Source organism: Pseudomonas sp. GW821-FHT02A08 (genome assembly GCF_059422045.1).
Map to the genome: position 1 here is coordinate 1 of NZ_JBWKWD010000029.1, position 23172 is coordinate 23172.

The 23172-nt window shown below is 59.4% G+C and carries 21 protein-coding genes; 8 read left to right on the top strand and 13 right to left on the bottom strand.

Annotated elements, in window-relative coordinates:
* Positions 1-391 precede the first annotated feature (391 nt).
* Complete coding sequence (locus AC07W4_RS19515) at positions 392-1528, bottom strand: catalase family protein (RefSeq protein ID WP_495033621.1); 1137 nt, start codon at positions 1526-1528, stop codon at positions 392-394.
* 28 nt (positions 1529-1556) lie between these two features.
* Positions 1557-3359: a di-heme-cytochrome C peroxidase gene (locus AC07W4_RS19520; RefSeq protein WP_495033622.1), complete on the bottom strand. Its 1803-nt coding sequence runs from the start codon at positions 3357-3359 to the stop codon at positions 1557-1559.
* A gap of 269 nt (positions 3360-3628) precedes the next feature.
* On the opposite strand from AC07W4_RS19520, the gene bamJ reads away from it, so the two are divergent.
* The 5 genes from bamJ (at position 3629) to AC07W4_RS19545 (ending at position 6324) form a co-directional block, all read left to right on the top strand.
* Complete coding sequence (bamJ, locus tag AC07W4_RS19525; RefSeq protein ID WP_007974985.1) at positions 3629-4345, top strand: BamJ family beta-barrel-assembly machinery protein; 717 nt, start codon at positions 3629-3631, stop codon at positions 4343-4345.
* 291 nt (positions 4346-4636) lie between these two features.
* A complete protein-coding gene (locus tag AC07W4_RS19530) occupies positions 4637-5092 on the top strand; it encodes a YkvA family protein (protein ID WP_008054187.1) in 456 nt (151 codons plus the stop codon).
* Positions 5093-5206: 114 nt separating this feature from the next.
* Positions 5207-5548: a helix-turn-helix domain-containing protein gene (locus AC07W4_RS19535; protein ID WP_495033623.1), complete on the top strand. Its 342-nt coding sequence runs from the start codon at positions 5207-5209 to the stop codon at positions 5546-5548.
* Positions 5545-5916, top strand: a complete 372-nt coding sequence (locus tag AC07W4_RS19540) for a hypothetical protein (protein WP_003223109.1) — start codon at positions 5545-5547, stop codon at positions 5914-5916. The genes AC07W4_RS19535 and AC07W4_RS19540 overlap by 4 nt, the downstream gene beginning before the upstream one ends.
* Positions 5917-6324, top strand: a complete 408-nt coding sequence (locus tag AC07W4_RS19545) for an SEL1-like repeat protein (RefSeq protein WP_495033624.1) — start codon at positions 5917-5919, stop codon at positions 6322-6324.
* A 492-nt stretch (positions 6325-6816) separates the two neighbouring features.
* Here the strand turns inward: AC07W4_RS19545 and AC07W4_RS19550 are convergent, their stop codons facing one another.
* Entirely contained in the window at positions 6817-8607 is a 1791-nt protein-coding gene (locus AC07W4_RS19550) for a bifunctional diguanylate cyclase/phosphodiesterase (protein WP_495033625.1), read from the bottom strand.
* A gap of 144 nt (positions 8608-8751) precedes the next feature.
* Positions 8752-10833, bottom strand: coding sequence for a carboxy terminal-processing peptidase (locus AC07W4_RS19555; protein ID WP_495033661.1), 2082 nt, complete (start codon positions 10831-10833; stop codon positions 8752-8754).
* Between the two features lie 138 nt (positions 10834-10971).
* On the opposite strand from AC07W4_RS19555, the gene AC07W4_RS19560 reads away from it, so the two are divergent.
* Entirely contained in the window at positions 10972-11934 is a 963-nt protein-coding gene (locus tag AC07W4_RS19560) for a zinc-binding dehydrogenase (protein WP_495033626.1), read from the top strand.
* 113 nt (positions 11935-12047) lie between these two features.
* Here the strand turns inward: AC07W4_RS19560 and AC07W4_RS19565 are convergent, their stop codons facing one another.
* From AC07W4_RS19565 to AC07W4_RS19590, 6 genes are all read right to left on the bottom strand, one after another.
* Positions 12048-12701, bottom strand: a complete 654-nt coding sequence (locus AC07W4_RS19565; protein ID WP_008048355.1) for an HAD family hydrolase — start codon at positions 12699-12701, stop codon at positions 12048-12050.
* 34 nt (positions 12702-12735) lie between these two features.
* On the bottom strand, positions 12736-13725 hold the full coding sequence (locus AC07W4_RS19570) for an ABC transporter ATP-binding protein (protein WP_495033627.1): 990 nt from the start codon (positions 13723-13725) through the stop codon (positions 12736-12738).
* Entirely contained in the window at positions 13722-14522 is an 801-nt protein-coding gene (locus AC07W4_RS19575; RefSeq protein ID WP_008048357.1) for an ABC transporter permease, read from the bottom strand. Before AC07W4_RS19575 ends, AC07W4_RS19570 begins: the two co-directional genes overlap by 4 nt.
* Positions 14509-15345 carry an ABC transporter permease gene (locus tag AC07W4_RS19580; protein ID WP_162130353.1) on the bottom strand — a complete coding sequence of 279 codons (837 nt, stop codon included), beginning with the start codon at positions 15343-15345 and terminating at the stop codon, positions 14509-14511. Before AC07W4_RS19580 ends, AC07W4_RS19575 begins: the two co-directional genes overlap by 14 nt.
* 5 nt (positions 15346-15350) lie before the next feature.
* The gene (locus AC07W4_RS19585) at positions 15351-16157 is read right to left on the bottom strand and encodes an alkaline phosphatase family protein (protein ID WP_495033628.1); all 807 of its coding nucleotides are present in this window, start codon (positions 16155-16157) and stop codon (positions 15351-15353) included.
* A 177-nt stretch (positions 16158-16334) separates the two neighbouring features.
* Entirely contained in the window at positions 16335-17399 is a 1065-nt protein-coding gene (locus AC07W4_RS19590) for an ABC transporter substrate-binding protein (RefSeq protein ID WP_495033629.1), read from the bottom strand.
* A 363-nt stretch (positions 17400-17762) separates the two neighbouring features.
* On the opposite strand from AC07W4_RS19590, the gene phnR reads away from it, so the two are divergent.
* Positions 17763-18476: a phosphonate utilization transcriptional regulator PhnR gene (phnR, locus tag AC07W4_RS19595; protein WP_495033630.1), complete on the top strand. Its 714-nt coding sequence runs from the start codon at positions 17763-17765 to the stop codon at positions 18474-18476.
* 219 nt (positions 18477-18695) lie between these two features.
* Positions 18696-19250 carry a hypothetical protein gene (locus AC07W4_RS19600; RefSeq protein WP_495033631.1) on the top strand — a complete coding sequence of 185 codons (555 nt, stop codon included), beginning with the start codon at positions 18696-18698 and terminating at the stop codon, positions 19248-19250.
* Between the two features lie 83 nt (positions 19251-19333).
* On the opposite strand, the gene AC07W4_RS19605 is transcribed toward AC07W4_RS19600, so the two are convergent.
* The 3 genes from AC07W4_RS19605 to AC07W4_RS19615 form a co-directional block, all read right to left on the bottom strand.
* The gene (locus AC07W4_RS19605; protein WP_495033632.1) at positions 19334-21439 is read right to left on the bottom strand and encodes a mechanosensitive ion channel family protein; all 2106 of its coding nucleotides are present in this window, start codon (positions 21437-21439) and stop codon (positions 19334-19336) included.
* Positions 21440-21565: 126 nt separating this feature from the next.
* Positions 21566-21742: a hypothetical protein gene (locus tag AC07W4_RS19610; RefSeq protein ID WP_008048365.1), complete on the bottom strand. Its 177-nt coding sequence runs from the start codon at positions 21740-21742 to the stop codon at positions 21566-21568.
* A gap of 100 nt (positions 21743-21842) precedes the next feature.
* Positions 21843-23132 (bottom strand): M18 family aminopeptidase, encoded by a 1290-nt coding sequence (locus tag AC07W4_RS19615; RefSeq protein ID WP_008048366.1) that lies wholly within the window; start codon positions 23130-23132, stop codon positions 21843-21845.
* Positions 23133-23172: the final 40 nt, after the last annotated feature.

Below are 23172 nucleotides of genomic sequence, written 5' to 3' on the forward strand. Positions count from 1 at the left end.
CGCCGGGGGTCGCGGGTTCGAGTCCCGTCCGCTGCGCCATATTCGGTAACCTGGAACACTGAACGCCAGGTCACCACAGAAAGCCCGCCTAGTGCGGGCTTTTTGCTGTCCTGGATTTGGCCAGGCATCAATGAAAAAGCGACCTTGGGGTTAATGCCAGTCAGTTAAGCAATTTCAGCCGCGACACCCTTTGTAGCAGCTGCCGAGCCCGCGAGGCTGCGAAGCAGTCGTAAAGTCAGGCATTGCGGTACGTCAGGCAGGTCGCGTCAGCTGGACTCACGACTGCTTCGCAGCCGAACGCCGCCTCGCGGGCTCGGCAGCTGCTACAGATCGCATTACCGCTTAACTGACTGGCATTAACCGTGGGGTCGCTTTTTTCATTTCTGACGGTTTATTGCTCGGCGTTGCGGCTGTGCCGGTAGTCGCTGACAGCTTCATAGACAGTCTTGCGCAGGCGATTGATCCCGCCAATCGGACGGTGCGCCTCGATTCCGAACCAGGGATTGAACGACTGGTTGTCGCATTGCAGGTTCAGCGCCGGTGTGTCGAAATCCTGCGCCGGCACCTTGATCCGCGCCACCGTCTCGAAGGGCGCATCGCTCTCGCGCCACTCAATGCTGGTGTCTTCGATCGGCATGTACTTGTTGGCGTCCTGTCGCTGGATCTGCAAGGCGAAACACGCGGGTACCCGGTCGGTCGACAACTGTTGATTCAGCGCATTGCGCAGGAAGTTCGGCAACTTGCGATTTTGTTCCGGCAGGTTGTAGGCCGGGCAGTTATCCGGATCGGGCATGACCCGGAACTTCCCATTGGCTTCACCGAATTTGTAGGGTGAAACCGAAAAGTAAGTCGTCCGGGTCGGGCTCGACGGGGCAGGGGCCAGTGTCGCCAGGGCAATGAACAGGTGACGAATCTGCCACTTGCGCGGATCCCAGCCCGGAAAGAACGCCATCATTTTTTTACCGTCGGCCTGTGCGGCGACGTTCTGACGGTATTCGGCGACATTACTGACAAAGAAGTTCGGGTGGCTGAACATCACAAAGTCCTGTTCGCTTTGCCCCTGCCGGTCGCTCAACAGTTGCTTGCCAGGCACATCGAACAGTTTGATCGCCATGCCCCGGGCGTCGCGGATGCTATCGAACTGCGGGTAGGCATTGCCGTTGGACAGGCGCATCGTCGCTTGCCAGGTTTTGCCCGGTTCGCTGAACACGCCCTGGCGCAGTTCGCCTGGCAGTTCCGGCAGCACCTGAACCTCGGCCTTCACACAGCCGTGGGCCTTGGCATGGGCATCGCGCAGGTAGCGGGTGCTTTCGCGGTGCTGATCGACGATGCGCACGGCGGTCTGGATGATGTCCCGGGTCATCGCGGCTTCATCGTCCGCAATCGACTCTTGCGCCGAGACCGGTCCGCGCTGCTGCCAGGCAAACCAGGCGGTGGCCAATGCCCAGCCAAGCACGCCGAGAACCAGCAGCCACAGCAACAGCTTGCCGAGGAAGGCGCCCAGACGCAGCCAGAGTGTAATCAGCATGAGAGTGTCCTTTTGGCTGAGTCCGTGATCATGGCAATTGCGCTTCCAGCGGGCCGCCCAGCACTTTCAGATATTCCAGCAGTGCCCAACGCTCCTGCGGCTGCAACCAGCGGCCGATCACGCCATCGCCGAGTTTGCCGGCACGGAATTCATGGCCGCTGTTGTGGTTGCCGGTGATTCGCGTGTCGAACAGAAAACCGTTGGCAAAGGCTTCGGTGCGGTAACCCAGGTGTCCCGGGTCGTATTCGAACGTGCCTTTATAGAAGGTGGTTGCACGCTCATCCTGAGGCGACAGCAATTGATAAAGGTTCGGTACCGAACCGTTGTGCAGGAACGGCGCTGTCGCCCATACACCCGCCAATGGCCTGGCCTTGTACGAACGCAATTCGCGCACTCCGATTGGCAGGCCGAAACCGTCCATTTCAGGACGCTCGGCAGGGGTGACATTGGCGTCTTGATACGCGCGGTCCTGGACAAATGCGGTGACGTAGGCCAGTCCCTTGGCCACGGACATCTTGCTCAGGTCCATTGGTTCGTCGGGTTTTGGCTCGACATCGAGCTTTTCCAGTTCCGCCTGCTTCCATTGCAGCGCTGTCAGGTCGAAGCGGTGGTCGGCGATGTTGTTGGCCGCGCCGGAGTCGGTGCCGATGTAATTCACCGGGAGCATTTTCAGGTGCTGGACGTATCGCCCCTCGCCCTGGCTGGTGCGCGGTACATGGCAACCTGCGCAGTTTTCGGCGAACAAGGCGCGCCCCTTGGCTGCCAGGGGTTTGTCGACCGCGCCCAACAGTTCTTCCGGCCAGGCTGGAGGCGCGAGTCGTTGCAGGGTTTCTTCGATCAGGTGCAGATCGCGCACGCGGACACTGGAGGGATAGCGGGCATCGCCCGTCAGCGGCTGGCCGTTCTTGTCGAAGAAGTTCAGCGTGGCGCCGACGCCCAGCGCCTCGCCGATGTTGCGAGCCATCGGTTGTTTCGCCGAGCCGTTCCACTGCACCCATTCGAACGTCCAGATGTCCCACAACTGCGGATAATCGACCGGGGCATTGGCCACGCGGTAGTTGTCGGGAGATATCGCATCACCGAAGCTGGCGTTGGCAATGCGCCCGAAGGCGTCTGTGCGCCCGGGGCCTTCCTCGGTCGGATAGAGCCCGCGATGGGTGTCGTTCCAGGCCACTTTGAGGAACGTATCCAGTGAGGATTTGAAATCTTTGCGCAACTGTTGGTGGTGCGTCTCGTAGTCCTGGCCGAGCACGTTGTGTGCGAAGCGCTCGAATTTCCACGGGTTGTAGTAAGTGGAGGCGAGGCTGGCCACCAGAGCCTGTCCGAAACTGCCGCCTTTGAGTGTAGGAACACTGGACGGCAGCACATGTTGCGCCGAGCCGCCGTCGATACGCACGGCTTGACCCTTGAAGCGTAGTTCGCCGGTGTGGCAGGCCGCGCAGGTGATATCCAGAAACACATCTGTGCTTCCCGCATTCTGATGCCGGGTAAAGCCTGCGGGGAGGTTGCCGGGGTTGTTCGGTGTCGGTTTCTGGCCGGGGTCCACCAGAAAACCGAAGCGGGCGAGGTATTCGGGGGCGGCGAAGCGTTGTTGCGAGAAGGGCAGTTCGAGGGCGGTGAACCAGTCGTAGCGCAAGCCTTTGACTTGAGTGCCCTGGGGGGTGAAGTAATAGGTCTCGCGATCGGCTGCGCTCCATTGTTCCAGGTAATGCACCTGTTGCGCAGGCGACCAGACAGGCAGTTTCGGGTTGGCGACGTAGTACAGGACCACGGCCATGACCAGTCCGAGCAGTACTGCGACGAGAGCCAGCAAGCGAAAGAAGAGGCGCAAGATAAACATCCATGTCGAATTATCATGCTGTTATGCCCGAGTGTCGAAGGTGCGGCAAGAGGCCATTACGCCAGATGTTGTAGGTTCAGGAATCAGTCTGCGTCGGAGCAAGATGAAAGAAGCTTCATCAGCCGAATTGTGAAATGCGTTTAAACACCTGAACTTATCAAATGTTTCTGGCTCTCATGCCGGTAGCCATTGGTCGTGGCGGCCTGATAAGCTCGCGGCTTTACTCGATTGCCCTTTAGGCGCATGAACAAGGAAATAGCATGAAACAGCATCGGTTGGCGGCGGCGGTAGCCCTGGTTGGCCTGGTACTCGCGGGTTGTGATTCGCAGACCAGCGTAGAGCTGAAAACTCCGGCGCAAAAAGCTTCCTACGGCATTGGCCTGAACATGGGCAAGAGCCTGGCTCAGGAAGGCATGGATGACCTGGATTCCAAGGCTGTAGCCCAGGGCATCGAAGACGCCGTCGGCAAGAAAGAGCAGAAGCTCAAAGACGAAGAACTGGTCGAGGCGTTCGCCGCACTGCAAAAGCGTGCCGAAGAACGCATGGCCAAGATGAGCGAAGAGTCGGCTGCCGCCGGCAAGAAATTCCTCGAAGAAAACGGCAAGAAGCCTGGCGTGACCACCACCGCTTCGGGCTTGCAGTACGAAGTCGTGCAGAAAGCCGATGGCCCTCAGCCAAAGCCGACTGACGTAGTGACCGTTCACTACACCGGCAAGCTGACCAACGGCACCGTATTCGACAGTTCCGTCGAGCGCGGCAGCCCGATCGATCTGCCTGTCAGCGGTGTGATCCCGGGTTGGGTCGAAGGCCTGCAATTGATGCACGTTGGCGAGAAGTACAAGCTGTACATCCCTGCTGACCTGGCTTACGGCGCTCAAAGCCCGAGCCCGGCGATTCCAGCCAACTCGGTGCTGGTATTCGACCTGGAACTGCTGGCCATCAAGGACCCGGCAAAAGAAGACGCCGCTGCCAAATAACCAGCGCCCGCTTCGATAACAACGCCTCGCTCATGCGGGGCGTTGTTGCATCTGGCGTTCGGCAGGGGTAAACAAAACGAACAGGCGCTCTAGGCCGGAGTCTTAGGCAAGTAGCGTTGGCGGTAGACGCACAAGGCCGCCAAGTCAATGAAATTATGGGTTTTTTTTGATGAGTAAAAAACGCCCGATCTGAACGCAGGCCTTGTAAAACGGGGCTTACAGCGATGAAAAGCAGCTCTGTTCACAAGGTTATCCACAATTTGTGTGGATAACATTTCAACGGGAGGAATGATGAAAGCACCCTGGAGTTTCGCTCGTTTCCTGCCACTGGCCGGACGCCTGCTGGCACGCGGTCGATTGCCGACCCTGTTGTTCGCGGTCGCCAGTAAAGTCGCAAGCCAGGGCAACCGGTTGGGCAAGATCAAGGACGACTTGAAGCTGTTGCAGGCACTCTGTCTGGCCTACTGGCGTGGTGAGTATCGCGCCATCAGCCCCAAGGCGCTGATTTCGGTGGTCGCGGGCCTGATGTACTTCCTCAGCCCGGTGGATGCGATCCCGGATTTCATTCCATTATTTGGCATGTTCGATGACATCGCGGTACTGGCGTGGCTGATGAAAGTGCTCGACGACGAACTCAATGCCTTCCGCGTCTGGCGCAAACGGCAGGTGCCGGAGAAGCTCGCGGTGGTTGAGCGTCTGCCTGCTACCCCCGAGCAACTTCAACTTCAAGGCCCGAAAAAGCACTGAGTCGATTTTGACCCGTTCACAGATTGATGTCCCCCGCGACCTTGGCCGCTGTTAGGATTACACTTCTAGGGAAAAGTGCTGACTCGCTAAGTGTTGTTGTCCTACGGGGTAGTGATGGATATTCAGATAATTACACGCGAAGGCGAGCCCGAATATGCGGTTCTGCCATGGGCTCAGTATCAGGCGTTACTGAAAGCAGCGGGTATCAAGGAGCAAGCGTCGCCTCAAGCCACGAAGGCCCAGGCGGCAACACCAGACGCGATTCTTCCGGGTCTGGATCAACTACGCAGTTTGCGCGAGGGGAAGGGCATCGCCATCGAGGCGTTGGCCCGCACGGTAGGCATCAGCCCGTCTTACCTGGCCATGATCGAAAGCGGCGAGCGTCTGCCCGACGCTGCGATTCGCCGTAGTCTGGCCTGGGAATTGACGGTGCCAGGGTGGAGGGATGAATCGTGAGCGTACGCATCAGTCGTCAACATTGGGACGGATTGCTGGGCGAACTGGATCAGGCGCGGCGCCAGCGCCATCTGTTGACGTATCGGGCATTGCTGGAGCGTTTGCAGCTGCCGACCCCGGCCATGCAGACCCTGACGGCGGCCCTTGAGCATCTGGCGGCCCTGGACGCCAAGGCGGAGCAGCCTTTACGCAGTTCACTGGTGATCAGTCAGGGCGCCAGTCGCTTGCCGCGCACCGGATTCTTTGAATGTGTCGAGCGTCTCGGGCGTTTTTCCGGGCCGTCGGACGGCGTTGCCGCCGCGTCCTGGCATGCCTCGGAAGTGGTGCGGGTGTTCGAGTACGAATACCCGGAATCGGCCGAGGCCTGAGTGTTTTTACAACTCAAGGCGCGGGCCGGTTACTGGCTCGCGCGCCGACTGTTTCACTGGTCGTGGTTTGTTCGCCAGCCGCAGGGCTGGCGCTGGCTCGAGGGCCAGTTCGCACGCATGGCCAACCTGGGCAATGTCGGCGCCCAGAGCTTCTATGGGCACATCCTGGCGTTTCGCGGCGTCGGCCTGGGTGCTCGTGAGGAGGGCGTGCGTTTGTTGCGCCTGGCGGCCTTGGCGGGCGATGGCAAGGCGGCGTATCAAGTGGGGGTGATCTGTTTGGCCGGGACGGCGAGCAAGGCTCCGGATCCGCTTGAAGCCGCGCGGTTCTGGGAGATCGCGGCGAAGGCCGGGCATCCGTTGGCGCCGATCAAGTTGCAAGAGCTGGCGTCTCGCGAGTCTGACCTATAACCCTGGACTGGCGGGGGGATGGGTATTTGGGGAGTTGTCCTGCGCCTGTCTGCAAGGCGACCTGTCGACTGTGTACATATCCGTTTCTTCGGTAACGGCGACTTATGGTTTCGCCCTTACGGCGAGTCCCTTTTGTCAAACGACACAAAAGGAACCAAAAAGTCTCGCCCCTTACGTACGGCCCCTCGCTGAGGCTCGGGGTTCCTTCGCTCCGGTGTCCATCCGGGGGCATTGCCCTCCGGTCGGCTTCGCTTCGACCTACATGCAATGAGTTCGACTGCGTCGAACGGCGCTGCGCGCCCATCCCCGGATGAACACCTGCGCTCAGCCTGCCGAGGGGGCGGGTGGATCAAGATCAAGAGCTGCAGGCGAGCTAACGCTCGGCCTGATGAGTGGTGAGGAGCGTGGGGGTACGCGGATCTGCTTTTGCTCTGCTCTTCTGTGGGAGCGGCGGTGCGGCGATCCGACTTGCCCGCGAAAGCGTCCTGTCAATCACCGCTGCCCCATCAGGCAAGCACCTTCACGTTCCTGCACCACCCGGCTATCAATCACATGCACGCTATAGCCCTGCACATTCTTCGCATGGTGCTTGGCTTGTGACGCCATTTCCGCCAGCAGGCTCGCATCGAGTTGTCCACAGGCCTGTGGATGAAGATGCACCACGCCGATCGACAACGACAACAGCGCAAACTCCTGCCGCACGCCCTGGCGATTTGGTGCGATGAAGCAGCCGGCTTCCAGGTGTTCGCTGCGGTAGAAGCGCCGGCACTGGCTCTGGAAGTCGTCGAGCAACTGGTTCAAACGTTTGCGCCAGTCTTCCGGGCCGAGTACCAGCAGGAAATCATCGCCGCCGATGTGGCCGACGAAGTCGCGGGACGGGTCGACGCGGTCGTTCAGGCATTGCGCCAGGCACAGCAGGACTTCGTCGCCACGACCATAGCCGTAGATGTCGTTGAAGGGCTTGAAGCTATCAATGTCCACGTAGCAGATCACCGATTCCCGTCGTTGTTGCAGCAGCCGTGTCAGGCATTGCCGGATCGGTACGTTGCCCGGAAGCAAGGTCAGCGGGTTGGCGTAGCGGGCCTGCTGGATCTTCAGTTCCGTGATCAGCTTGAGCACGTCAATCACCCGCCCCAACCCCAGATAACCGCCGTTGAGGGTGATGATGAAGTCTTCTTCGATGCGCTGGCGGGCACGGCTGGTGATCAGTCGGCTGACCTGTTGCAGGGATTGGCTCAGTTCGACGGCGAGGAAGTCATCGTTCATCAGGCGGCTGATGGGCTTGCGGGCGAACAGGTCGGTGGCAAAGGGCTTGAGCAGGGCGTTGGAGAGCGAATGACGATGGACGATACCGCAGGGCTGGCCCTGTTCGTCCAGGACCGCCAGCGAGTTCAGGTTGGCCTGGCGGCGAAAGGCTTCGAGCACCATGGCGGTCGGGGTGTCCCGGTTCACCGCGGGGAGTTCGTTGAGCAGGGCGCTGAGGTCGCTGCCGTCTTCGCTCAGTACAACGGCGGTGTTGTCCTGTCGGGGCATCAATGCCCGGGCATCCCGTGGCGGGTGTTCCTGGGGGCGGCAAAGCAGATAGCCCTGCACCAGGTCCACGCCCATTTCGGTCAGCACCGTGAGTTCTTCGGCTAGCTCGATACCTTCGGCAATGACTTGTGCCCGCGAGGCCTTGGCGATTTGCAGGATCGAGCCGACGAACTCGCGCTTGAGCGCATCCTGATGAATGCCATCAATGAAATGCCGGTCGATTTTCACGTAATCGGGCCGCAGTTCGGACCACAAGCGTAAACTCGAATAGCCCGCCCCCAGATCATCCAGCGCAATCGAAAACCCCATCGCCCGATAGTGATGCAGGGCGGTTTGCAGCAACTGGAAATCGTCCGTCGGCGTCTGCTCCGTGAGCTCGATGACCACCTGGCTTGGCGGAATGCCGAAGTCTTGCAGCAATTGCAAGGTGCGCCCCGGTTGATGGGCCGCTTCGAGCAGGGACTCCGGGGACACGTTAAGGAACAACAGACCAGGCAGTTGTTGTTCATTGAAGCGTCGGCAAGCGCTTTCGCGGCAGGCAATTTCCAGCTCGCTCAGGCGTCCGGCCTGACGGGCGACGGCGAACAGGGCGACAGGAGAGTGCAGAGGGCTGTTGGAGGGGCCGCGACTGAGGGCTTCGTAACCGAGGATACGTCGTTCAGAGAGGCTGATGATCGGTTGGAACAGGCTGTGCAAACCGCTTTGACTCAGGATCGAGCTCAAGGCACTCAGCTGTTCGGTTGTGGTCATGGCGATCTCTGGCAATAAAAAAAGGACCGGGCGTGCCTTGGTAAAAAGAGCACGCCCGGTCCTTTATTTCACGACAGAATGATGACTGTATGATGACGCTACAGGGGCGTCAGCATTAAATTGCCATCACTTGTTTGTGCAAACTCAGTGCTTGGCCACTGCCGTGTTGAGTTTCAGGTAGTCCAGCAGAATCCGCCCGGTTTCGCTGAGGTAGGCGTCGTCTTCCGGTTTGGTCTTGTCATCATCGGCCGCAATGGCGTCCTCGTCTTCTTTCTTCAACTCTTTGAGCGGTTCTTCGCCCTTGGCCTTGCGACGGATGTTTTCCATGGCCAGCTGTTTGGCTTCGATGTCGGCGTGCTGGGCACGACGGTCGACTTCATTGAGGCTGACGGTTTTCTCGGCCATCAGTTTCTGCGCCAGGGCCAGCTTGTCGCGAATGAACACGAACTCCGCATCCTTGGCCGTACGCATGTCATGCTCGGACTTGAGCTGCGAAATGTACGGCTTGAACGGATCCAGCGCCGGCTTGATCGCCGCCTTGATGGTGTCCCACGGCATGGCTTCGGGCAGGGCACTTTCGCCGATTTCCTTGGTGTCGATGATCGACGGGTAATCGATGTCCGGCAAGACGCCCTGATGCTGGGTGCTCTGCCCGGAAACCCGGTAGAACTTGGCCAGGGTCAACTTCAGTTCGCCATGGTTGAGCGGCTGAATGGTCTGCACGGTGCCTTTGCCGAAGGTCTGTCCGCCGATGATCAGTGCACGGTGGTAGTCCTGCATGGCGCCGGCAAAAATCTCCGAAGCCGAGGCGGACAGGCGGTTGACCAGCAACGCCATCGGGCCCTTGTAGAACGCGCCCGGGTTTTCATCTTCCAGGACATCGACCCGGCCATCGGCGTTACGCACCAGCACGGTCGGACCTTTGTCGATGAACAGGCTGGTCAGCTCGGTGGCCTCTTGCAAGGAACCGCCGCCGTTGTTGCGCAGGTCGATGACCACGCCGTCGACTTTCTCTTTCTGCAACTCGGTCAGCAGTTTCTTGACGTCCCGGGTGGTGCTCTTGTAATCCGGATCGCCGGCACGGAAGGCCTTGAAGTCCAGATAGAACGCCGGGATCTCGATAACGCCGAGCTTGTAGTCCTTGCCGTCCTGCTTCAGGTTCAAGACCGATTTCTTCACGGCCTGGTCTTCAAGCTTCACCGCTTCACGGGTGATCGGCACGATCTTGGTGGTCTGGTCGTTCGGCGCATTGCTGGCCGGGATGACTTCCAGGCGCACCACGGTGCCCTTCGGACCACGGATCAGCTTGACCACTTCGTCCAGGCGCCAGCCCACGACGTCGACCATTTCCTTGTTGCCCTGGGCAACGCCGATGATCTTGTCGGCCGGTGCAACCTGCTTGGTCTTGTCCGCCGGACCTGCCGGCACCAGGCGCACGACTTTCACCTGGTCGTTATCACTCTGCAACACGGCGCCGATGCCCTCGAGGGACAAGCTCATGTTGATGTCGAAGTTCTCCGCGTTATCCGGCGACAGATAGTTGGTGTGCGGGTCGTAGGACATGGCGAAGGTGTTGATGTACGCCTGGAAGATGTCTTCCGCGCGGGTCTGGTCCAGGCGCGCCAACTGGTTCTTGTATCGCTTGGTCAGGGTTTCCTGGATCTGCTTGGAATCCTTGCCGGCGATCCTCTGACGCAGGACTTCGTCCTTGACGCGTTTACGCCACAGGTCGTCGAGTTCCGCGGTGGATTTGAGCCAAGGGGCGTCCTTGCGGTCGATCAGCAAGGTTTCCTTGGTGGTGAAGTCGATCTTGTCGACGCCCTTGTTCAGCTCGGCAAGGGCGAAGTCCAGACGCGCCTTGACGCGGTCCAGGTAGCGCTTGTAGATGGTGAACCCGGCGTTCAGGTCGCCGCTCTTGAGGAAATCGTCGAACTGCGTCTTCCACTTGTCGAATTCGGCAATGTCGCTGGCCATGAAGTAGCTGCGCGACGGATCCAGCAGCTTGAGGTAGCTGTCGTAGATGATTACCGAGCGTGCGTCATCGAGTGGCGGCTTGCTGTAGTGGTGGCGCTTGAGCAACTCCACGACGTTCAGGCTGGCGATCACTTCGTCACGATCGGGTTGAAGCTTGTCCCAGCTATTGGCTGCGAATGTATTGCTCGACATCGGCAGCAAGCCGATACCGATGAACAAGGCGAGGGCAGTGCTGGGGAACAGATGCTTCATGCTGATTCGACGCGGGGACAATTGATAACGCATATTAGGCCGTCTTTGAAGTCGCCGGTTCTTTGGGAGCCGGTCGCATAATGCAAAAAGCCCGGCGCTATAGCTTCGGGCTCAGTCCAGACTCACTATGGAGGCACTGTGAAAGCATTGCAAGGCGTTGACGGTCAAGTGGTGTGGGTTGAAGAGCCGAGTCCTGCGTGCGATGTAGGACAAGTTCGTATACGAGTGGCGGCAGCGGGTCTCAATCGCGCCGATTTATTGCAGAAAGCCGGCCTTTATCCGCCACCACCGGGGGCCAGTCAAGTGCTTGGTCTAGAGTGCTCGGGGGTCATCAGCGAGGTTGGCGCCGGGTCCTCCTGGCAGGTTGGCGATCGGGTTTGCGCCTTGCTGGCCGGGGGCGGGATGGCCGAAGAGGTGGTTGTCGACGGGCGGCATGTGCTGCCGGTTCCCGACGGACTGTCATTGGTCGAGGCGGCTGCGTTGCCCGAAGTTTATGCAACAGTCTGGCTGAATTTGTTTCAACTGGCTGCGCTCAAACCGGGTCAGAAAGTTCTTCTGCATGCCGGGGCAAGTGGAATCGGTTCAGCGGCCATTCAGCTGTGCAAGGCGTTCGGCAACCCGTGTTGGGTCAGTGTTGGCTCCGCCGAGCGATTGGCTTACTGCGAAGCGCTGGGCGCCCAAGGTGGCGTGGTGCGTAATGACGATCTGGAGAGCCTGCGGGATCTGGGGCCGTTCGACGTGATTCTCGATCCGGTGGGCGGTAATTATGCGGCTTTGAACCTCAAGCTGCTGGCCCAGGATGGCCGTTGGGTGTTGATCGGTCTGATGGGCGGCCGCGAGGCCAGGCTGGATCTGGCCCAGGTGCTGGCCAAGCGCGTACAGTTGCTGGGTTCGACCCTGCGCAGCCGCGACGATCAATTCAAGGCCGATCTGTTCAGTGATTTGAGCCAGCATGTCTGGCCGCTGTTTGCCGAGGGACGGTTGAGTCCGCAACTGGCCAGGACATTCCCGATCAAGGATGCCGAGGCGGCGTTTGCCGAGCTGGCGAGTAACAATGTGGCGGGGAAAGTTGTATTGGTGATAAATGAAAGCTTGAGCTGACAACACTGAACCTGTGGGAGCGGGCTTGCTTGCGAAAGCGGTGCGTCATTCAACGATGTATTGACTGATTCGACGCCTTCGCGAGCAAGCCCGCTCCCACAGGGGGGCTTGCGTTATTTCCAGGTATGGATCGGCCAGCCCGCCTTTTCGGCGTGCTCGCGCAACACCGGATCCGGGTTGACCGCGTGGGGGAAATCTACCTTCAGCAACAGCGGCAGGTCGTTGCGTGAGTCGGAATAGAAACTCGCGCCTTCGAGGTTTTCCTCCTCTGCATCCAGCCACTCCAGCAAGCGGGTGATCTTGCCTTCGCGGTAGGTCAGGGTGCCAACGGTGTGGCCGGTGTAAACGCCATGGGCCACTTCCAGTTCGATGCCGAGAATCTCGTCGATGCCCAGACGCTCGGCAATGGGGCCGACCAGATGGGTGCCCGAGGCCGAGATCACCAGGATCCGGTCGCCGGCCTTGCGATGGGCGGCGATGGTTTTGGTGGCATCACTGAAAATGATCGGCTCGATGTAGTCTTCCACCCACGGGCCAACCAGGTGCGCGACTTCTTCAGGCGTACGACCAATCAACGGCTCCAGGCTGAAGGCCATGTAGTCCTCCATGGCCAGATGGCCCCTGCCGTACGCATCCATCAACTCCTTGTCGCGACGCAGGAACGATTCGCCATCGACCCAGCCGAGGCGGACCATTTGCTCGCTCCACAGTGAGGCGCAGTCGCCGTGGATCAGGGTTTCATCCAGATCAAAAATTGCCAGGGCCATCAGTGCGGTCCTCTCTTGAGCATTAGCAAAGGCATCAGGCTACCTCACACAGGGCCGTCGGATCGATGGAAAGCGCCAGGCGCTGACCATCGGGATGCAGGTCGGCCGCCGAGCGGTTCAGCACATCCACCACCAATTCCACGCCCCGGGCTTCGACCCGGTAGCGGATTACGTTGCCCAGCAGGCTGTGGCTGCGTATCTGTGCGTCCAGTTCGCCGTTAAGGCTCAGTTCGATGGCTTCCGGGCGAATGGCGATGCGCTTGCTGATCGGTCGCTGCAGCAGCTTCGAGGCGCTGTCGGCGTCCAGCAGGTTGTAGTTGCCGATGAAACCGGCAGCGAACACATCCACCGGCGCAGTGTAGAGGGTTTCGGCGTCGCCGCTTTGTACGATTTTTCCCTGATTCATCAGGAAAATCCGGTCAGACATGGTCAGGGCTTCCTCCTGATCGTGTGTGACGAAAATCGTGGTCAGACCCAGTTCGCGCTGAATCTGACGGATCTGTTCGCGCAGGTGCTTGCGAATCCGCGCATCCAGGGCCGACAGCGGCTCATCCAGCAACAACAGGCGTGGCCGGGTCACCAGGGAGCGTGCGAGAGCGACGCGCTGGCACTGCCCCCCCGAGAGCTGATGGGGGTAACGCGCGGCAAAGTCATTGAGCTCCACCAGTTTCAGCACTTCGGTGACGCGTTTGCGGCTGTCATCGGCGTTGACCTTTTGCATGCGCAGGCCGAAGGCGACGTTCTGTTCCACGGTCATGTTGGGGAACAGCGCATAGCTCTGGAACACCATGCCGATCCCGCGTTTCTGCGGGCTCACGGGAACGATGTCCTGGCCGTCGAGCAGGATCTTGCCGCCATCCACCGAAGTCAGGCCGGCGATGCAGCGCAGCAGGGTGGATTTGCCGCAACCGGACGGGCCGAGCAGGGTGACGAACTCACCTTTCTGGATTTCGCAATTGATGTCGCTGAACACCGTGGTGCCGGCGAAGCTTTTCTGAAGATGTTGGACGCTGACATAGCTCATTCGCTTTTGTCCCTGTTCAAGATATTGGCAATCCAGGTCAGAACCAGCACAAAGAAGAAGTAGGAAATCACCAGCGCACTGGTGAAATGACCGCTGCTGTTGCGCATGTTGTTGAGATAGACCTGCAGGGTTTCGTAGCGGGTACCGACCAGGATGTTGGCGAACACGAACTCACCGAACAGGAACGAGAACGACAGCAGCAACGCCACCATCAGGCCCTTGCGCAGGTTCGGCAGCACCACCAGGAAGGCGGCTTGCCAGGTACTGGCGCCGAGCAACTGGGCGGCGTCCATCAGGTCGCGCAGGTTGATCGCCTGCAGGTTGTTGGTGATCGCCCGGTACATGAACGGCAGCGCCACGGTGAAGTAGCAACCGATCAGGATCCACGGCGTCCCGACCATGGCGAATGGTCCGGAACCGTAGAGCTGCAACAGCCCCACCGACGACACCACCGGCGGCACGGCGAAGGGCAGCAGGATCAGGATGTTCATCAGCGCATCGAGTTTCGGGAAGTGGTAATGCACCACGAACAGCAGCGGCAGAATCAGCACCACCGAAAGAATCAGCGAGCCGACGCAGACCAGCAGCGATTGTCCGAACGCATTCAGGAAGCGCGGATCGCTCCACAGCTGGATGTACCACTTGAGGGTGAAACCGCTGGGCAGGATGGTCGCCGACCAACTGCTGGCGATCGAGTAGATCAGCGTGCCGGCCAGCGGCAACAGCAGGATGGCAAACAGCAAGTACACCACGACGCGGTGGTAGACACCGGCGGGCCCCAGTTCAGCGCGAGACATGGTAGCTCCTCTTCAACAGCAACTGATGCACGATGGTCACCAGGGTCATCAAGGCCACCAGCACCACGGCCAGGGCGCTGGCCAGGTTCGGGTCCAGGGAGATGTCACCGGACACCATCGCCGCAATGCGGATCGGCAGCACGTTGAAGTTGCCGGTGGTCAGGGCGTACACCGTAGCGTAGGCACCGAGGGCATTAGCCAGCAGGATAACGAAGGTACCCAGCAGTGCCGGCGTCAACACCGGCAAGCCGATGTGCCGCCAGTACTGCCAACCGTCGGCACCGAGCAGTGAAGCCGATTCCCGCCAGTCTTCGCGCAGCGCATCGAAGGCCGGGTACAGCAGCAGCACGCCGAGGGGAATCTGGAAGTAGGTGTAGAGAATGATCAACCCGGTTTTCGAGTACAGGTTGAAGTCCTGAATGATTCCGGCCTGCTTGAGCATGATGGTGAAGCTGCCGTTGAAGCCGAGCAGAATGATGAACGCGAAGGCCAGGGGCACACCGGCGAAGTTGCTGGTCATGTTGGCGAAGGCGTTGACGAAATTGCGCAGTTTCGAATCGACCCGACGCAGGGAGTAGGCGCCCAGTATTGCGATGACGATCCCGAACACGCTGGACCAGAAGCTGATCTCAAGGCTGTACTGGATGGCCTGCAGGTAAAACTTCGAGCTGAAGATTTTGCTGAAGTTGGCCAGGCCCCAGCCGAACTCTTCCGATTGCAGGCTGTTGATCATCACCCAGGTCAGCGGTGCGATTTCGAACACGATGAAGAACAGCGCGAACGGGACCAGGCACAGGGCTGCCAGCCATTTACTGCGGGTCATGGCATTCACTTCAACAGCTCCCGGCAGACCGGTTTGTCGTGGGGCACGCCGAGCAACTGGCAGACGGTGCCGCAGATCTCGGTTTGTTTCGGTGCGGCACCGGCGTCGAGGCTGAACGCGTCACCCAGAACGAACAGCGGCACTTCTCGTTCTTCGGGCAGCAGGCCGTTGTGGGAGCGGTCGTTGTTCATTCCGTGGTCGGCGGTGACCAGCACCTGATAGCCGTCATCGAGCCAGCCTTGCAGGTAGTCGGCCAGGATGATGTCGGCCGAGCGGGCGCTGTTGCGGTACTGCGGGGTGTCGAGACCGTGCTTGTGCCCGGCGTCGTCAATGTTCATCGGGTGGATCAGCAAAAAGTTCGGCGCATGGCGCAGGCGCAGGTTTTCGGCGTCGGCGAACAGGTGCGAGTCCGGGTAGTGATCGTTCCAGTAGAAATGCCCGTGCTGGATCGGCAGTTGCGGGTCATCGGTGTGACGGTCACGGGCCGCCACGAAGGGCGAACGGTTGTACAGCTCGCTGACCCAGTGATAGGCCGCCGCCGCGGTGACAAGACCAGCGTCGGTGGCGTAGTGATAGATGCTGCGCTGGTTGGACAGGCGCGAGACGTTGTTGTGGACGATACCGCTGTCGATGGGCGCCACGCCGGTCAGGATGCATTCGTACAGGGGGCGGGACAGCGCTGGCAACTCGCACTCCAGTTTGTAGAGTGCGGCGCGTCCGGCGCCGACGTACGCCTGCAGGTGCCCCATGGCGTGGCGGGCGACCTCGTGGTTGAGGCCGTCGAGCACGACAAGGATGACGTTGTGCTTCATAGGGGCAAAAACTCCGTGTAACAGATATTCGAAGCTCACTCGATCCACAGTGGGAGCGGGCTTGCTCGCGAAAGCGGTGCGTCATTCAACGATGTATTGACTGATTCGACGCCTTCGCGAGCAAGCCCGCTCCCACATTTGGATCGCCATCAGATCCCGAAATGGGGATCTTCCCGGTTATTGCATATTGATGATGACTTCTTCCTGCCACTTTTGAGGAAGGGCCTTGGAGGTCTTTTCCCAAGCGTCCGCGTCCTTGATCGGGGTGACCTTCTTGTACTGCTCGTTAGGCAGCAGCTTGGCCTGTACCTCGGCTGGCAGCGTCAGGTGTTCGGCACGGATCGGACGGGCGTTGCCCTTGGCCAGGTTGATTTGGCCGGCGTCGCTGAAGATGTATTCGCGGGTCAGCTTGGCGGCGTTCGGGTTTTTCGCGTACTTGTTGATGATGGTGGTGTAGCCGGAGATCACCGAACCGTCGGACGGGATCAGCACCACGTAGTCATCCGGGTTGGCCATCTTGGCCTTGTAGCTCAGGCCGTTGAAGTCCCAGACCACGCCGACTTCGATTTCGCCTTTTTCCATGGTGGCAATCGTCGGGTTGGACATCGACAGGCGACCTTGTTTGGCGATGTCGGCGAACAGGTCCAGGGCAGGCTTGAGGTTTTTCTCGTCGCCACCGTTGGCCAGTGCCGCGGCCAGTACGCCGTTGGCTGCCTGGGCCGCGGTGCTCACGTCACCGATGGAGACCTTGTATTTACCGGTCTTGAGGTCAGCCCACTTGGTTGGCGCTTCGGATCCGTGCAGCAACTTCTTGTTGACAATGAAAGCGATGGTGCCGGTGTAGGCCAGTGCCCAGTTGCCGTCCTTGTCCTTGGCCCAGGCTGGAACCTGATCCCAGGTCGATGGCTTGTAGGGCTGGACCACGCCTTGCTTGACCGCGATCGGGCCGAACGCTGCACCGACGTCGCCGATGTCGGCGCTGGCGTTGTCCTTTTCCGCGGCGAACTTGGCGATCTCCTGGGCCGAGCTCATGTCGGTGTCGATGTGCTTGAGGCCGTACTTGTCGCTCAGGTCTTTCCAGGTGCCGGCCCAGTTGGCCCAGTCATTGGGCATGCCGACGCTGTTGACGGCGCCTTCCGCTTTTGCAGCGGCTTCCAGGGTTTTCAAATCATCGGCCGCCATGGCGGCGGTGCACATTGCGATGGTCGAGCCTAACAGTGATGCCAGGAAAAGCTTTTTCATTCCGAAGCTCCTTGGGTCGTGTTCAACGCTGCGATTGCGGTTTGTGTTGGTCTAGGTCAGCAATACCTGAGCCAATTTAAGGGGGCTGGATGACATTTTGATGTCGCTCGTCGCCCGGAATGACTTTTTGTTGAGCGGTATCGCGACTGGCCTGCTAAGCGTAGACCATGGTCAAGGCCTCGGCTGGCAAGGGACTTGGCCGATGAATTGCAGGTTTTTGAGTTCGCAGAATGGCGACCGTTGGGCAGCTTTGTCACATCTCGGTCATCTACGCTGCCTACGCTTGAAGATCATTGAATGAGCCGGTTTGCGCGGTGGTTATGCCCTGAATTGGTGCTGGTCTAGTCCAGAAAGGAAACGTTGATGCGTGAAGAGGCGACAAAAGCGGTAACAGCCATCGGCCAGGTGCTTCAGGAGCAGATCGACCATGGCCTGTTGGCCCCCGGCAACAAATTGCCGGCCGAGCGCAAGCTCAGTGAATTGTTCGGCACCACGCGGATCACTTTGCGTGAGGCGTTGTTGCAGTTGGAGTCGCAGGGGCAGATTTATCGCGAGGAGCGTCGTGGCTGGTTCGTCTCGCCACCACGCCTGGCGTACAACCTGATGCAGCGCAGCCACTTTCACGCGATGGTCAGCGCCCAGGGGCGGGTACCTTCCACCGAGGTGATTTCGGCAAGATTGCAACCGGCGTCGGCGGCCGTTTGTGCCTGGCTGCAATTGCCGGCGCTGTCTAGCGTGATTCAGATCTGTCGCGCACGGCGGATCGACGGGCGGCTGGTGCTGTATGTGGAGCACTACCTGAATCCGCAGTACTTTCCGGGGATCCTCGATTTCGATTTGAATCAGTCGATCACCGAGTTGTATGCGCGGCATTACGACCTGCACTACGGGCGGGTGCGCTTCGAGATTGTGCCCACGGCGTTGTCGGTGGATGCGGCGGCGGCGTTGAAGGTATCGGCAGGTAGCCCGGGTTTACAGATTGCCCGGGTCAACTATGACCAGCATGAACGCTTGATCGACTGCGACCTGGAGTTCTGGCGGCATGATGCAATTCATGTCGGTGTGGATGTGGTTTGATTTGAGTTGCATGCCACCACAATCAATATTGTTTGAGAGCATACTTTTGGTTGTTTGTTGTTTGGTTCTGTAGTGATCAAACAATAAGTTTCGTTTGTAATCGCTAAGTGTATTGAAAAAATCAGATTTATTATTTTTCTGGTGAATTTGATTTGGGTGTGTGATTTTGCATAGGCCTTTTTTGATGGCTATGGATTTTTAATTTTACAAGGATTTAGTATGTCTAATTCGAGTTTTTCGTTTGTTGCAACGGTGGAAATTTTTGGACGTCCAGTCAAGTGTTTTCCGGAGGGCCGGATTGGAACGGAATGGAACTACGGTGATCCAGCGATTTTTAATGTCCATTGCGAAAATGATGTGTTTATTTTGTCCGTAGGACAGGGTGAAGATAAACGTTATGTAGCTCTGGATACCCAAGGGTATCTTACTCTGGGGAGCACTCACGCAAGTCTTCTTATTAAAGACGCTGGCGGTAAATCAATGTCGTCGGAAATCGTTTCGCAAGGCAAGGTGTCTGTCAAGTTATATGCAACTAATGGGGCTCCTGTACTGCAGTTCTCCGGGGATGACTTGTTTGATGTGGACGATGAAGCGCTCTATAATTTTTTGATAGCTGCGCAGAAGGTCAGAAAAGAGGGAAGAGATGGCAGTGTTAGTTATTATGTGCCATCCGGAGATGGGGCTTGGCTTAAAGTTTCGAGGGATAAATCCTATTCCGCGATACCTGTGCCTATCGAGCTAAATATTCAAAGTGTTGTGGTTACGGGTTCCTGAGGTTTTTACCGTTATCTGACACATCCTGCATGTTTTTTAGTTGAGGCAGTATCGGCTATCCCCCGAGCTGCCTTTTCTTAGCGCTATTTCTTCTGTAGAACTTCACCAGCGGTAATCACTTGCACGCTCATCCTCGGTGTCGCCAGATCCAGTCCGGCTTCATCCATATGTCGTTTCAGCGAAAGATTGAACGCCCGTGAAACCTCCCACTGCTTGATTGGCGCAGTCTTGAAACGGGCACGCAGGATGGCGTTGCCCGACTCGAAACTTTCCACCCCCTGAAACTCCAGCGGCGACCAGATATTGCGTCGCTGCAACGGATCGGTGCGCATTTTCTGGCCGACTTCGCGCATCAGTTTGATGGCGTAGTCGATGTCCATGTTGGCCGGCACCGCGACCCGGAAGATCGCGTAGCCGAATTCCCGGGAGTAGTTCTTGATGCTTTTGATTTCACTGAACGGAATGGTGTGGACGATGCCGTCGATGTCCCGCAGGCGCACGGTGCGGATGGTCAGGCCTTCGACCGTGCCGAGGTGGCCGCCGACATCCACGTAGTCGTCGATGGCCAGGGAGTCTTCGATGATGATGAACAGCCCGGTAATCAGGTCGGCTACCAGCGATTGCGCACCAAAGCCGATGGCCAGGCCGATCACACCGGCACCGGCCAGTAGGGGCGTGACGTTCATGCCCATGTTCGCCAGGGCAACGATCAGCGCGATGATGAAAATGGCCACGAACAGCACGTTGCGGATCAGCGGCATCATCGTCTGCGCGCGGGCATTGGCCAGGCCTTTGCGCGAGCGGGTCAGGGCGTGATGCACGGCGGTGTCGCTGAGAATCCAGATCAACCAGGCGAACAGCAGCGTGCCGGCGAGGCTGAACAGCTTGACGCTGACTTCGTGGCCGTCGCCTTCGGTAAAGCGGATCAACGACATGCCCCAGACCCGCAGGCCGAGCTCGATAAAGGCCAGCCACACCAACAGGTGGGCGATGGTGTAGAAGAAGTTTTTCAGTCGTTCCGAATACACGGCGTAGCGCCGGATGCCGCGCTGGGGCTTGAGGGCGTGGCGGCGTACCAGGCCGTTGATGACCATGCACAACACCAGCAACACGGTGCAGATCAGCGACTGGCGCAGGGCAGTGCTGGTGTCACCGGCGGAAATGAACGTCGCGAACAGGGAAATGGCTACCAGCACCAGCGCCGGTACGTACCAGAAGGTGCCGAGAATCGACAGGGTGTCGTTGAGGGCGCGGCGGGTCAGGCGTCGGGACAGCGGCTGGTTGCGGATCAGGTGGGCGATCGGGCGGCGGAAACGCAAGATGAACCGGGCGGTGGACAAGGCTGCCAGGACGTTGGCAATCGTGGCAGCCGTATGGGCCAGATGGCTGCCGAGGCTGTCGACCAGTTTTGGATCGCTCAGCGCTTCGCCAAACGCGGCGAAGCTGCCGATCAGCCACAGCGGCCGAAACGCCTGGTGCCGCAGGATGTACAAGGCGCGGTGGCGGTGTGGACCGTCGAGCAGGGAAAAGGCAATCACGCAGATGGCCGAGAAACAGGTGCCGACCACCAGTGCATAGGCCAGCACCATGGCCAGGCTTTTACCCAGGGACGAGGGCAGGGCGTAGCTCATGTAGATCGTGATCACCAGGGCGATCAACCATGGCCCGAGCTTGCGCAAGGCGAAGCGCAACATGTCCAGGGCACGGGGGTGCTGCGGCAGTTCTTCAGTCAGGCCGAAACGCATGCGCACGCGGTGGCTGATCCAGATCAGCGCGGCGGCCAGCAGGCTCCAGACCATCAGGATCATGGCGAATGCAAAGAGCATCGGCAGCCATTCATTGGCCGGCAGCGCCAGCGCCATCAACTCATCCTGGGCCTGGTCGAACTCGCTGGACCAGCGCGTGAGCGGACTGTCGTCGCCGGATAATTTCTTTTCGAGAGTGGCCAGGGTTCCGCCAATCAAGCCCAGCACGCCTTCTTCGGTATTCGGCTGGGCCTGTTTGGTAGTGTCACGCAGCCTTTTCAGATCGGCCAGCAGCTTGGTGCGCTGCTGATCGTTTTCCAGTGACTTGATCACTTCGTCCAGGGACTGCCCCAGCGGTTCCTGTGCTTCGGGTTGCGCCTTGGCCTGGCCGCCGAGCAGGCTTGGCAGGCCGGCCGCCTGGGCAGGCGCCACTGGCAGCAGCATCAGGCAGACAAGGAAAAAATACGGAAGGGCAAAAAGACGAGCGAACACTAGGCGGTCAACCTCGCAGAGAGCGGATCGACCGAGTGTACGAGCCCGTCAAAATCAATGCGAGCCAAGGGTGATGAATTATTCGTTGAGTTTGGCGAGGATCTTGATCACCACGGTCGCGAGGATGGTCAGCATGCCGATCCACATGGCAAACACACCGGCATTCTTATCGCGAAAGTTGAAGCCGACGGCCAGCAGGAGCATCCCGGCTAGAATCGGAATCAGCATGGCGTGAAAGGTAGACATCGAAATCATGGAGACAGCCTTGTCGAAGGGATACTTGAAGTCTAGGCCGCTTTTGATGCGGCTGGTGTGATGTGTGCAGGAGCGAGCAAGCTCGCTCCTGCAGGGTTTGTTACGGCAACTCGCGGCAGGTGTAGAACGCGCTCAGTACCTTGACCAGATGCGCCAGGTCATGGCTGCCGCACAGTTCGCGGATCGAGTGCATGGCGAACGTCGGCAGGCCGATGTCCACGGTGCGCACGCCCAGGTGGCTGGCGGTGATCGGGCCGATGGTCGAACCACATCCCATGTCGCTGCGCACCACGAAGCTTTGCACCGGCACTTCTTCAGCCATGCACAGGTGACGGAAGAACCCCGCGGTTTCGCTGTTGGTGGCGTAGCGCTGGTTGCTGTTGACCTTGATCACCGGGCCGGCGTTGAGTTTCGGGCCGTGGTTGGCATCGTGCTTGTCGGCGTAGTTCGGATGCACGCCGTGGGCGTTGTCAGCCGAAACCAGCAGGGATTTCTGAATGGTGCGTACGAATTCATCACCTTCAGGCAGCAGGCGACGCAAGGTTTGCTCAAGCATCGGGCCGTCGGCACCGCAGGCCGAGCAGGAACCGACTTCTTCGTGGTCGTTGCAGACCAGCACGCAGGTTTCGTCGGTGTCAGCCGTCAACAGCGCTTGCAGGCCGGCGTAGCACGACAACAGGTTGTCCAGGCGCGCGCCGGCGATGAAATCGCCATGCAGGCCGATGACCGCAGCGCTTTGGGTGTCGTAGAAACTCAGCTCGTAATCGAGTACCACGTCGGCATTCAGGCCGTGTTCGCGGGCCAGTTGGTCGGTGAGCACTGCGCGGAAGTCCACACGCTCGTCGCCGGCAAATTGCGCGAGGATCGGCGGCAGTTCGGTCTGGGCGTTGATGGCCCAGCCCATGTTGGCTTCGCGGTTGAGGTGAATCGCCAGGTTCGGAATGATCGCGACCGGTGCCTTGAAGTCGATCAACTGGCTCTCGACCTTGCCATCACGTCGGAAGGTTACGCGCCCCGCCAGAGACAGGTCACGGTCGAACCACGGCGCCAGCAGCGCGCCGCCATAGACTTCGACGCCCAGTTGCCAGAAGCCCTGGCGTTGCAGCTCCGGTTGCGGCTTGACGCGCAGGCACGGGCTGTCGGTGTGGGCGCCGACCAGGCGAATGCCACCGTGCAACGGTGAATGACGGCCCATCTTGATCGCGACAATCGAAGAGTCGTTGCGGGTGACGTAGTAGCGACCGTTGGCTTCGGTATTCCACGGCTCGCGCTCGTCGAGGCGTTGATAGCCCGCCGCTTCCAGGCGCTGAACAAGGCTGGCGGTGGCATGGAACGGGGTAGGGGAGGCCTTGAGGAAATCGATCAGGCCTTGGTTCAACTCTTCGCGCATAAAGTAGCTCCAGACAGCAGTGGCGCCAGTTTAACGTATT

Bases quoted from the DNA above. Each gene is read 5' to 3' on its own strand.
- AC07W4_RS19615 (WP_008048366.1), bottom strand. From the start codon at position 23,132: ATGCGCGAAGAGTTGAACCAAGGCCTGATCGATTTCCTCAAGGCCTCC.
- AC07W4_RS19605 (WP_495033632.1), bottom strand. From the start codon at position 21,439: ATGCTGCTGCCAGTGGCGCCTGCCCAGGCGGCCGGCCTGCCAAGCCTG.
- AC07W4_RS19580 (WP_162130353.1), bottom strand. From the start codon at position 15,345: ATGACCCGCAGTAAATGGCTGGCAGCCCTGTGCCTGGTCCCGTTCGCG.
- AC07W4_RS19575 (WP_008048357.1), bottom strand. From the start codon at position 14,522: ATGTCTCGCGCTGAACTGGGGCCCGCCGGTGTCTACCACCGCGTCGTG.
- AC07W4_RS19600 (WP_495033631.1), top strand. From the start codon at position 18,696: ATGTCTAATTCGAGTTTTTCGTTTGTTGCAACGGTGGAAATTTTTGGA.
- AC07W4_RS19565 (WP_008048355.1), bottom strand. From the start codon at position 12,701: ATGGCCCTGGCAATTTTTGATCTGGATGAAACCCTGATCCACGGCGAC.
- AC07W4_RS19515 (WP_495033621.1), bottom strand. From the start codon at position 1,528: ATGCTGATTACACTCTGGCTGCGTCTGGGCGCCTTCCTCGGCAAGCTG.
- AC07W4_RS19555 (WP_495033661.1), bottom strand. From the start codon at position 10,833: ATGAAGCATCTGTTCCCCAGCACTGCCCTCGCCTTGTTCATCGGTATC.
- AC07W4_RS19585 (WP_495033628.1), bottom strand. From the start codon at position 16,157: ATGAAGCACAACGTCATCCTTGTCGTGCTCGACGGCCTCAACCACGAG.
- AC07W4_RS19570 (WP_495033627.1), bottom strand. From the start codon at position 13,725: ATGAGCTATGTCAGCGTCCAACATCTTCAGAAAAGCTTCGCCGGCACC.
- AC07W4_RS19550 (WP_495033625.1), bottom strand. From the start codon at position 8,607: ATGACCACAACCGAACAGCTGAGTGCCTTGAGCTCGATCCTGAGTCAA.
- bamJ (WP_007974985.1), top strand. From the start codon at position 3,629: ATGAAACAGCATCGGTTGGCGGCGGCGGTAGCCCTGGTTGGCCTGGTA.
- AC07W4_RS19530 (WP_008054187.1), top strand. From the start codon at position 4,637: ATGAAAGCACCCTGGAGTTTCGCTCGTTTCCTGCCACTGGCCGGACGC.
- AC07W4_RS19535 (WP_495033623.1), top strand. From the start codon at position 5,207: ATGGATATTCAGATAATTACACGCGAAGGCGAGCCCGAATATGCGGTT.
- AC07W4_RS19590 (WP_495033629.1), bottom strand. From the start codon at position 17,399: ATGAAAAAGCTTTTCCTGGCATCACTGTTAGGCTCGACCATCGCAATG.
- AC07W4_RS19610 (WP_008048365.1), bottom strand. From the start codon at position 21,742: ATGATTTCGATGTCTACCTTTCACGCCATGCTGATTCCGATTCTAGCC.
- phnR (WP_495033630.1), top strand. From the start codon at position 17,763: ATGCGTGAAGAGGCGACAAAAGCGGTAACAGCCATCGGCCAGGTGCTT.